8 protein-coding genes are annotated in these 10,628 nt (G+C 69.6%); 6 read left to right on the top strand and 2 right to left on the bottom strand.

Translation table 11 applies throughout. The annotated features are described in order from the left end of the window. The 6 genes from ACIP6U_RS29630 to ACIP6U_RS29605 form a co-directional block, all read left to right on the top strand. Window positions 1-410, top strand: a 410-nt coding sequence (locus ACIP6U_RS29630) for an alpha-glucosidase C-terminal domain-containing protein (protein ID WP_401723867.1), incomplete at its 5' end; no start/stop codon positions are given. 26 nt (window positions 411-436) lie between these two features. Continuing rightward, a complete protein-coding gene (gene treS, locus ACIP6U_RS29625) occupies window positions 437-2,155 on the top strand; it encodes a maltose alpha-D-glucosyltransferase (protein ID WP_401723865.1) in 1,719 nt (572 codons plus the stop codon). A gap of 73 nt (window positions 2,156-2,228) precedes the next feature. Further along, entirely contained in the window at window positions 2,229-3,590 is a 1,362-nt protein-coding gene (locus tag ACIP6U_RS29620; protein ID WP_401723862.1) for a maltokinase, read from the top strand. A gap of 4 nt (window positions 3,591-3,594) precedes the next feature. Continuing rightward, window positions 3,595-5,802: a 1,4-alpha-glucan branching protein GlgB gene (gene glgB, locus ACIP6U_RS29615; RefSeq protein ID WP_401723860.1), complete on the top strand. Its 2,208-nt coding sequence runs from the start codon at window positions 3,595-3,597 to the stop codon at window positions 5,800-5,802. A 72-nt stretch (window positions 5,803-5,874) separates the two neighbouring features. Then, window positions 5,875-6,957 (top strand): glutamate--cysteine ligase, encoded by a 1,083-nt coding sequence (locus ACIP6U_RS29610; protein WP_401723857.1) that lies wholly within the window; start codon window positions 5,875-5,877, stop codon window positions 6,955-6,957. 144 nt (window positions 6,958-7,101) lie between these two features. Beyond that, window positions 7,102-9,006 carry an AMP-dependent synthetase/ligase gene (locus ACIP6U_RS29605; RefSeq protein WP_401723854.1) on the top strand — a complete coding sequence of 635 codons (1,905 nt, stop codon included), beginning with the start codon at window positions 7,102-7,104 and terminating at the stop codon, window positions 9,004-9,006. A gap of 29 nt (window positions 9,007-9,035) precedes the next feature. Here ACIP6U_RS29605 and ACIP6U_RS29600 read toward each other — a convergent pair whose 3' ends face one another. Together ACIP6U_RS29600 and ACIP6U_RS29595 are read right to left on the bottom strand one after the other, a co-directional pair. Beyond that, window positions 9,036-9,737: a fibronectin type III domain-containing protein gene (locus ACIP6U_RS29600; protein ID WP_401723852.1), complete on the bottom strand. Its 702-nt coding sequence runs from the start codon at window positions 9,735-9,737 to the stop codon at window positions 9,036-9,038. Window positions 9,738-9,747: 10 nt separating this feature from the next. Further along, window positions 9,748-10,350, bottom strand: coding sequence for a hypothetical protein (locus ACIP6U_RS29595; protein ID WP_401723849.1), 603 nt, complete (start codon window positions 10,348-10,350; stop codon window positions 9,748-9,750). Between the last annotated feature and the right edge of the window lie 278 nt (window positions 10,351-10,628).

Below are 10,628 nucleotides of genomic sequence, written 5' to 3'. Positions count from 1 at the left end.
ACTCGGAGAAGTACCAGCTCAAGCCCCGCGACTGGACAGCGGCGGCCCGCGAGGGACGTACCCTCGCCCCTCTGATCACCCGACTCAACACGATCAGGCGGAGTCATCGGGCCCTGCGACAGCTCAGGAATCTTCGGTTCCATCCCACGGACAACGAGGCGATCATCGCGTACAGCAAGACCACCGACGAGGACACGGTCCTGGTGGTCGTCAACCTCGACCCCCACCACACCCAGGAGGCCACGGTCTCGTTGGACATGCCACAACTCGGCCTGGACTGGAACGCATTCATGTCCGTGCGCGACGAACTGACGGGTGAGACCTATCACTGGGGCAGGACAAACTATGTGCGCCTCGAACCCGGAAGGGCCCCGGCGCACGTCCTCCACGTCCAGTCGTCGTCCACATGAGCCATCGATCGGAGGGTCAGAGCGTCATGACTGTCAACCAGCCTGTTCCGGATACCTTTGAGGACACGCCCGCCAAGGACCGGGACCCGGATTGGTTCAAGCGCGCGGTCTTCTACGAGGTCCTGGTGCGCTCCTTCCAGGACAGCAACGGCGACGGAGTCGGCGACCTCAAGGGACTCACCGCCAAACTGGACTACCTCCAGTGGCTGGGCATCGACTGCATCTGGCTGCCCCCGTTCTTCAAGTCCCCTCTCCGGGACGGCGGTTACGACGTTTCCGACTACACGGCCGTACTGCCGGAGTTCGGCGACCTCGCCGACTTCGTCGAGTTCGTGGACGCCTCCCACCAGCGCGGGATGCGCGTCATCATCGACTTCGTCATGAACCACACCAGCGACCAGCACCCGTGGTTCCAGGAATCCCGCGCCAACCCCGAAGGCCCTTACGGCGATTACTACATGTGGGCCGACGACGACAAGCAGTACGCCGACGCGCGGATCATCTTCGTCGACACCGAAGCCTCCAACTGGACCTTCGACCCGGTCCGCAAGCAGTACTTCTTCCACCGCTTCTTCTCCCACCAGCCGGACCTCAACTACGAGAACCCGGCCGTACAGGAGGAGATCCTGGCCGCCCTCCGCTTCTGGCTCGACCTCGGCATCGACGGCTTCCGCCTCGACGCCGTCCCCTACCTCTACGCGGCGGAGGGCACCAACTGCGAGAACCTGCCCGCCTCGCACGGATTCCTCAAGCGCGTACGCCGCGAGATCGACCTGATGTATCCGGACACGGTCCTGCTCGCCGAGGCGAACCAGTGGCCCGAGGACGTCGTCGACTACTTCGGCGACTACGCCAGCGGCGGCGACGAATGCCACATGGCCTTCCACTTCCCGGTCATGCCCCGCATCTTCATGGCCGTCCGCCGCGAATCCCGCTACCCCGTCTCCGAGATCCTCGCGAAAACCCCCGCCATTCCGTCCAATTGCCAGTGGGGCATCTTCCTGCGCAACCACGACGAACTCACCCTCGAAATGGTCACGGACGAAGAACGTGACTACATGTGGGCCGAATACGCGAAAGACCCCCGCATGCGCGCCAACATCGGCATCCGCCGCCGGCTCGCGCCTCTTCTCGACAACGACCGCAACCAGATCGAGCTGTTCACCGCTCTGCTGCTCTCCCTGCCCGGCTCGCCGATCCTCTACTACGGCGACGAGATCGGCATGGGCGACAACATCTGGCTCGGCGACCGCGACGCCGTGCGCACCCCGATGCAGTGGACACCCGACCGCAACGCGGGCTTCTCCTCCTGCGACCCCGGCCGACTGTCCCTGCCGACGATCATGGATCCCGTCTACGGCTACCAAGTGACCAACGTCGAGGCGTCGATGTCGTCGCCCTCATCGCTGCTGCACTGGACCCGCCGGATGATCGAGATCCGCAAGCAGAACCCCGCCTTCGGTCTGGGGACGTTCACCGAGCTGCCGTCCTCCAACCCGGCCGTCCTGGCCTTCCTGCGCGAGTACCAGGACGACCTGGTCCTGTGCGTGAACAACTTCTCCCGGTTCGCCCAGCCCACCGAACTCGACCTGCGCGTCTACGACGGACTCCATCCCGTCGAGCTGATCGGTGGGGTACGTTTCCCCGCCATCGGTGAGCTGCCGTATCTGCTGACGCTCGGCGGGCACGGCTTCTACTGGTTCCGGCTGTCCCGGGCGGCATCCCGCGTCGGCCGGCGCCTCTGAGGCACGCACCCCCGTATCCCCGCACCCCGCATCACCGCGCCAAGGTCCCCGGCCGAGGAAAGGACGCGTCACCATGCAGAAGACCGCAACGCCCCGCCCGAGACGCACCGTCGTCACCGGGACCATGGCCTCGCTCGCCGGGCTGCTGCGGGAATGGCTGCCCGGGCAGCGCTGGTTCGCGGGCAAGGACAGGCCCGTCACGGACCTCGCCCTGCTGTCCATGACCGAGCTGTTCCCGGGGTGTCTGCATCTGCTGATCCACGCCGGCCACTCGGGCGTGCCCGCGCCCGCCGGTGGCACGGCGGGCGGTGACTGCTACCAACTCCTGCTCGGCGTACGGGAACACCTCTCGCCCCGCCTCGGCCGGGCCCTGATCGGCCGTGCCGAGGTGGGCCCGCTGGCGGGACTGACGGTGTACGACGCCCTCCAGGACCCGCGCTCGGCGCAACTGCTCCTGGAGCGGCTGCGGCACCCCGGCACGGCGGGCCCGCTGCGGTTCGAGGCCGACCCGTCGGTGCGGGTGCCGGCCGGACTCGTGCCGCGTGTGCTGGAGGCCGAGCAGTCCAACTCCTCGCTGGTGTACGGCGATTCGTTCATCCTGAAGGTGTTCCGACGGATCCAGCCGGGTGTCAATCCCGACCTGGAGGTGCCGGGCGCGCTGGCCGCGCAGGGCTGCGGGCGGGTGCCGGCGCCCGTGGCATGGATCAGGACCACGCATCCGCGCGAGGCGACGCTCGGGGTGCTCCAGCCGTTCCTTCGGGACGCGTCCGACGGCTGGACGCTCGCGCTCCAGGCTCTCGCCTCGGGCGACGACTTCACCGCCCAGGCGCACGAGTTGGGGCAGGCCACGGCGGACGTCCATCTCGCGCTCGCCTCGGCCTTCCCGGCCGGCGAGCACGGGGAGGCCGAGCGGACGGCGGCCGCGATGACCGAGCGCCTGGACGTGGCCGCGCACAGCGTGCCCGCGCTCCGGCCCTACGTACCCGGTCTGCGGACCGCGTTCGGCGCGCTCGCCGCCTGCGATCCCGGACCACCACCCCAACGCATCCACGGCGACCTGCATTTGGGCCAGGTGCTGCGGGCCGGCCGGGACTGGTTCGTCATCGACTTCGAGGGCGAGCCGTCCCGTCCGCTCGCCGAGCGGCGCAGCCCCCACTCCCCCGTGCGGGACATCGCCGGCATGCTGCGCTCCTTCGACTACGCCGCCCGCCAGCGCCGCCCCTGGCGCCCGGAGTGGGCGCGCCGCTGCCGGGAGGCCTTCTGCGCGGGCTACGCGGCCCGGGCGGGCTGGGACCCGCGCAAGAAGCACGGTCTGCTGCGTGCCTACGAGACCGACCGGGCGGTGTACGAAGTCCTCTACGAGGCCCGGCACCGCCCCGACTGGCTCCCCGTACCCATGGCGGCGATCGAGCGTCTCGCCGTAAGAGGAGGCTGAAGCCGTGGCCCTGCGTGACACGTCGCTCCCCGAGCCGTCCGGCCCGCTCACGCCGACGCCCGCACCGCCGCCGGCCCCCGGCGAGCGCGAACGCCTGCTCTCCGGCACCCATCACGACCCGCACGGCGTGCTCGGCGCCCACCCGGTACCGGGAGGCATCGCGTTTCGGGCGCTGCGTCCCTACGCCCGTGCCGTGAGCGTCGTCGTCGACGGGAAGCGCACGAAGCTGGCCTCGGAGGGCGACGGCCTCTTCTCCGGCGTACTGCCGCTCGACGCGATCCCTTCGTACACGCTGGTGGTGACGTACGCGGAGGGGGAGCACGAGACGGAGGACCCGTACCGATTCCTGCCCGCGCTGGGCGAGTTGGACCTGCATCTGATCGCCGAGGGCCGGCACGAGGAGCTGTGGAAGGCACTCGGTGCCGAACCGATGAGCCATGCGGGGGTGACCGGGACCCGGTTCACCGTATGGGCGCCGAACGCCCAAGGGGTGCGGGTCGCGGGGGACTTCACCTTCTGGGACGGGACGGCGCTGCCGATGCGGTCCCTCGGGTCGGCCGGGATCTGGGAGCTGTTCGTGCCCGGGATCGGCGAGGGCGCGCGCTACAAGTTCGAGATCACGTCCCGGCACGGCGACCGGTTCCTCAAGGCCGACCCGATGGCGCGCGCGACGGAGGTGCCGCCCGCGACGGCGTCCGTGGTCACGGCCGCGCACTACGAGTGGGACGACGCGGACTGGATGGCGCACCGGGCCGACATCCCCGTGCACGAGGCGCCGCTCTCGGTCTACGAGGTCCATCTCCCGTCCTGGCGGCCCGGACTGACATACCGTCAACTCGCCGAGGAACTCCCCGCGTACGTCAAGGACCTCGGCTTCACGCACGTCGAGCTGATGCCCCTCGCCGAGCACCCCTACGGTCCCTCCTGGGGCTACCAGGTCACCGGTTTCTACGCGCCGACCTCACGGCTTGGCAGCCCCGACGACCTGCGCCACCTGATCGACTCCCTGCACCGGGCCGGCGTCGGCGTGATCATGGACTGGGTACCGGCCCATTTCCCCAAGGACGACTGGGCGTTGGCGCGCTTCGACGGGGAGCCGCTGTACGAGCCCGGTGACTGGCGGCGGGCGGAGCATCCGGACTGGGGGACGTACGAGTTCGACTTCGGGCGCGTCGAGGTGCGCAACTTCCTGGTGGCGAACGCCGTGTACTGGTGTCAGGAGTTCCACATCGACGGGCTGCGGGTGGACGCGGTCGCCTCCATGCTCTACCTCGACTACTCGCGTGACTCGGGGCAGTGGGAGCCCAATGTGCACGGTGGGCGCGAGGACCTGGACGCGATGGCGTTCCTCCAGGAGATGAACGCGACCGTGTACCGGCGGGCGCCGGGCGTGGTGACCATCGCGGAGGAGTCGACCGCGTGGGGCGGGGTGACCCGGCCGACCGACACCGGTGGTCTGGGTTTCGGGCTGAAGTGGAACATGGGCTGGATGCACGACTCGCTGGACTACATGGCCCACGAACCGGTGCACCGCAAGTTCCACCACAACGAGATGACGTTCTCGATGGTGTACGCCTACAGCGAGAACTACGTCCTGCCCATCTCGCACGACGAAGTCGTGCACGGCAAGGGCTCGTTGGTGTCGAAGATGCCCGGCGACTGGTGGCAGCAGCGCGCCAACCTCCGCGCCTACCTCGCCTTCATGTGGGCCCACCCCGGCAAACAACTCCTCTTCATGGGCCAGGAGTTCGCCCAGGGCGCCGAATGGTCCGAGGCCCACGGCCCCGACTGGTGGCTCCTGGACCCGACGTACGGGGCGGTGGCCGACCATGCCGGGGTGAGGGACCTGGTCCGTGATCTCAACACCGCGTATCGCGACACGGCCGCTCTGTGGCAGCGCGACACCGATCCGGCCGGTTTCCGGTGGGTCGCCGGGGACGCGGCCGAGGACAACGTCTTCGCCTTCCTGCGCCACGACGCCGAGGGCGCTCCCCTCCTCGCCGTCTCCAACCTCTCCCCGGTCGTGCGCCACGACTACCGCTTCGCCGTCCCGGACTCCGTCCCCGCCTGGCAGGAGATCCTCAACACCGATCTGGCCCGGTACGGCGGCAGCGACGTCACCAACCCCGGCCCGGTCAAGACGGACGACGGACGCCTCCTGCTCACTCTGCCCCCGCTGGCCACGGTCTGGCTGACGCCCCTGTCCAGGTGAAACCCCCGCCCAGGTGTCCGAACGTCCTTTCGGGGAAGTCGGGACGTACACCACAGAAGGGCGGGCACCCACGTGCGCACAGTCGGAGTGGAGGAGGAGATCCTCCTGGTCGACCCGGAAACGGGTGAGCCGAAGGCCTTGGCGGCCGCGGTGCTCGCGCGCGCGGACCTGGACAGCGAGGTCTTCGAGGAGGAACTGCACACCCAGATGGTCGAGTTCGCCACCCAGCCCCGGGCGGACATGGCGGAACTCGGCGCGGAGATCGTCCGCTGCCGCAAGGACGCGGCACAGCACGCCGGGGAGATCGGCTGCACCGTCGCCGCGCTCGCGACCTCGCCGCTGTCCGTGAGCCCTTCGGTCGGCGTCGGCCGCCGCTACCAGTGGATGGCGGAGCAGTACGGCATCGCCACCCAGGAGCAGCTCGTGTGCGGCTGCCATGTGCACGTGTCCGTGGAGTCCGACGAGGAGGGCGTGGCGGTCCTCGACCGGATCCGTCCCTGGCTGTCGGTGCTGTCCGCGCTGAGCGCCAACTCCCCGTTCTGGCAGGGCAAGGACACCAGTTACAGCAGCTACCGCAGCCGGGTGTGGCAGCGGTGGCCGTCCGCGGGGCCCACCGAGGTCTTCGGTTCGGCCGAGCGGTACCACCGGCGGGTCGCCGACATGGTCTCCACGGGCGTGATCCTGGACGACGGGATGATCTACTTCGACGCCCGGCTGTCCGCGACCTACCCGACGGTCGAGGTGCGGGTCGCCGACGTGTGCCTGCACGCCGACACGGCCGTCCTGATCGCGACGCTGATCCGCGGCCTCGTGGAGACGGCGGCGCGCGAGTGGCGGGCCGACGGCGAACCGCTCGTACAGAGTGTGAGCCTGCTCCGGCTGGCCTCCTGGCAGGCCGCACGGGCAGGTCTGGAGGGCGAGTTGCTGCACCCCGGGACCATGCGGCGGCTGCCCGCGCGGACCGTGCTCCAGGCCCTGCTGGACCATGTCTCGGACGCGCTCGCGGACACCGGTGACCTCGACCGCGCCCGGGCCGGCGTCGCGGAGTCGTTGGCGCGGGGAAACGGTGCCCGGGTGCAGCGCGACGTCATGGCGCGGACCGGGAGTCTGCGGGACGTGGTCGCCGAGTGCGTGCGCCGTACACAGGGACATTGAGGCCTGTACCGGACGACTGAGATCACGAACGCGTCTACTTGGCCGTTCCCGGCGACGAACGCTCCTACCTGGGCTAGATTCGAGCACCGCCGACACAGTTCATACTCGGCGGAGTCACACCCCGTACACGTCAGGAGCAGCGCAATGCGCGACTTCGCCCTCGCTCCCTCAACCGTCTCGTCCCACAGCGGCGGACTCGCCGACAGCATCTTCGACACCGCGGTCCACAACCCCACGCTTCCCCTGCTCGCCCGTCGCTCCAGCCCCTCCTCGACCGTGTGGGAGGAGGTGACAGCCGTGGAAGTGCGGGACGAGGTGGTCGACTTGGCGAAGGGTCTCATCGCGTCCGGCATCTCGCCCGGTCATCGCGTGGCGATCATGGCGCGCACCCGGTACGAGTGGACGGTGCTCAGCTACGCACTGTGGGCCGTCGGTGCCGAGGTGGTCCCGATCTATCCGACCTCCTCGCGCGACCAGGTGGAGTGGATCCTGCGGGACGCCGGCTGCGTGGCCGTGCTCGTGGAGGACGAGCAGGCGGTGATGACGGTCGGCTCGGTGTGCGGGTCGCTCGGGCAGCTGCGCCACGTCTGGCAGTTGGACGCGGGGGCGCTGGACGAGCTGGTCCAGCGGGGCGAGTTCATCCCGATCGCCACGGTCGACTCGCTGCGCCGCATCGTGCTGCCGGACTCGACCGCGGTCGTCGCCTACACCTCCGGCACCAGCGGGCACCCCATGGGCTGCGCGCTCAGCCACCGCAATCTGGCGAGCCCGTGCGACACGCTGCTGGCCGGCTGGGGCCACACGGCGGCGGCGCCCGGCGAACAGGGCTCCGTGCTGGCCTTCCTGCCGTTCTCCCATGTCTACGGCCTCATGATCCAGAGCCTGTGCATCCGCGGCGGCCTGCTCATGGGCCATGAGCCGGAGCTGAGCGGCGAGGCGCTGGTGTCGGCGCTGCGCTCGTTCCGGCCGACGTACTTCTACGCCGTACCGTCGGTCTTCGAGAAGATCTACAAGAACTTCCTGCGCACGTCCCAACAGGCGGGCCGCGGTGTCCTGTTCGAGCGGGCGGCCGACACGGCGCGGGACTACGCCGCCGCGCTGGAGCGCCAGCGGCTCAGCGGCGGTTCGGGTCCCGGCCTCGACCTGCGGCTGCAACACGCGCTGTACGAACGGACGGTGTACCGCAGACTCCGGGCCGTGCTGGGCGGCAGAGTGGGGCGGGCGACGTCCGGTGGTTCGCCCTTGAACCGCGAACTCTCCCTGTTCTACGAGGGCATCGGCATCTATGTGCACGACGGGTACGGGCTGACCGAGACCAGTGGCGCGGTGTCCATGCAGCCGCTGGGCCGGGAGAAGTCCGGGACGGTCGGGCAGGCGCTGCCGGGCATGGACGTCATGCTGGCCGAGGACGGCGAGATCCTGGTGCGCGGTCCGTCGGTGTTCCAGGGCTACATCAACGACGAGCCGACCACGCGCGCCGCGCTGCGGGGCGGCTGGCTGGCCACCGGGGACCTCGGCTGGCTGGACACCGACGGCTATCTGACGATCACCGGTCGCAAGAAGGACATCATCATCACCAGCAGCGGCAAGAGCGTCGCCCCCGCGGCCCTCGAACAGCGGCTGAGGGTGCACCCGCTGGTCCATCAGGCGGTGGTGGTCGGCGACAACCGGCCGTGCGTCGGCGCCCTGATCACCCTGGACCCGGAGTTCCTGGCGTACTGGCGCGGTTCGTTGTCCTTGCAGAGCGATACGCCGAGCCGGGAGGCCCGCGAGGAGAACGCGCTGCGGGAGGAGATCGGGCGGGCGGTGGCCGCGGCCAACAGCAGCGTGTCGCGCTCGGAGTCGATCCGGGTCTTCCGGGTGCTGCCGGTGCAGTTCGACCACGCCAACGGGCTGCTGACGCCGTCCATGAAGCTGCGCAGGGACGCGATCGTGGAACGGTACGCGTTCGAGATCGACGCCATGTACCAGGCACGCTCGCGTGCCCCGCGGCAGAACGTGCCGGACGAGTTGTCGGGCTGGGACGACGCGGACAACGTCTTCCGCTGAGCAGTGGTGTAGCACCGGTCGGGCGAGCGCTACTCCCCCGTGGTCAGGTGGACGACGTTGGACCGCTCGCCGTATGCGAAGGCGCGGATCCGGTAGGAGGCGTGCTTCTCCTCGGGCAGGGTGACCAGGCCGGTGGAGTTGATGTCCGGGTCGAGCACGGCGACGGGCGCGTACGCCTTGCTGCCCTGTCTGCGGATCTCCAGCAGGAAGCCGTCCTCGTCGGCGGAGTTGTCGGTCCAGGTGAACAGGATGCCGTTGGCCTCCTTGACGACGGCGCGCAGGTCCGTCGGCGCCCCGGCGGGCAGGGCGCGCTCTGCGCCCTGGTGTCCGGGCCGGGTACGGGCGGGCAGCCAGTCGTGGTCGGCGTTCTCCTCGTCGGCCGTCCAGTCGCCGGCGGGGAGATCGACGGCCACCGGGGTGGACGCGGGGCCGCGGTAGGTCCGCAGCCGGTAGTAGAAGGTCGTGTCGGGCATCAGGTCGGGATGCCGATAGGTCGTCACCCCGTGGTCCAGGTACTGGAGCACGGTGTAGGGGCCCTGCGGGGCGGCGGCGTACTCCAGCGCATGGCCCGCGACCGCGGCGCGCTCGTCCCGCCACGTGAGGTCGACGTCGGTGGGCGTGGTCAGGGCCGCCCGCAAGGGCCGCTCCGGCTCTGCCTGTTGGGATGCCGAGCAGGCCGACAGTGCCAGGAGCAGCACTGTCGGCACCGCAAGGCGTGTCAGGACACGCATCCGGCGTCGGCTACTTCCGCCAGAAGTGGACGTTGCTCCACACCACGGTGGCCGGTCCGTTGCCGCTGTCGGTGCGGTAGGCACCGAACTTGTCGTAGAAGCTGCCGCCGGGGCTGGCGTAGGTGTGCGCGAGGGAGCCGTTGATGTAGGTGCGGTGCTGGCTTCCGACCTGGTGGACGGTGTTGACCCGGACGGTGGCGCCGACGGTGCCGGCGTTGGAGAGCGTGGCGCCGCCGTGCACCGCGTAGAGCCGGCCGCCACGTTCGACGGCGAGCATGAAGTAGGGCCCGGCGGCGGATTCGTTGAAGGTCTGCTTGAGGCTGATCCGGGTGCCGCTGAGGCTGGTGATGCGGAACGAGCCCTCGAACTGACGCGTGCCACCGGTGTAGGTGGCGTAGCGTCGTTCAGCCCGCTGGTCACCGCTGGCCGTGGAGCAGGTGAGCTGGAACGTCAGGCCGCTGATCTGTCCGCAGCCGCGTTCCTGCTCGGTGTAGCTGGGCGAGACGGAGACCCAGCCGCCCGGCTCCACTTCGGCCAGGGCGTGTGGGGCGGCGAGCAGTGACGTGGCGCCCACGATCGTGGTGACGACGAGTGCGCGCAGGCGTGTGAGCATTCTGCCTCCCGAGGAGTGTGGGGGGTGACCGCCATTCACGCACAATTCACGTACATGAACTTTGGTCCCTGATTTGAACAAGTGAGGGGGACGGTAGGACCAGACCAACAGACCGTCAAGAGATCGCGCGGCCCTGATCTTTCACCTCCCATCCGGTGCGTTTCGGCGGCCGGGCGGGCATGGTTGTGCTCGACGCGTTCGTCTGCCTGCCGCGCCCAACTGGCGGAACGGCTGGGGACACGGTGGGATCGATGTGGTGCGAAGCAGCGATCCACGGG

The sequence above is a fragment of the Streptomyces sp. NPDC088794 genome (assembly GCF_044750545.1).
GTDB lineage: Bacteria > Actinomycetota > Actinomycetes > Streptomycetales > Streptomycetaceae > Streptomyces.
Note: the sequence above shows the minus strand (reverse complement) of the source record. Positions and strands in the feature narration are given on the sequence as shown.

Excerpts from the sequence above, each read along its gene's own strand:
- ACIP6U_RS29605 (WP_401723854.1), top strand. The coding sequence starts at position 7,102 with ATGCGCGACTTCGCCCTCGCTCCCTCAACCGTCTCGTCCCACAGCGGC.
- ACIP6U_RS29600 (WP_401723852.1), bottom strand. The coding sequence starts at position 9,737 with ATGCGTGTCCTGACACGCCTTGCGGTGCCGACAGTGCTGCTCCTGGCA.
- ACIP6U_RS29595 (WP_401723849.1), bottom strand. The coding sequence starts at position 10,350 with ATGCTCACACGCCTGCGCGCACTCGTCGTCACCACGATCGTGGGCGCC.
- ACIP6U_RS29620 (WP_401723862.1), top strand. The coding sequence starts at position 2,229 with ATGCAGAAGACCGCAACGCCCCGCCCGAGACGCACCGTCGTCACCGGG.
- treS (WP_401723865.1), top strand. The coding sequence starts at position 437 with ATGACTGTCAACCAGCCTGTTCCGGATACCTTTGAGGACACGCCCGCC.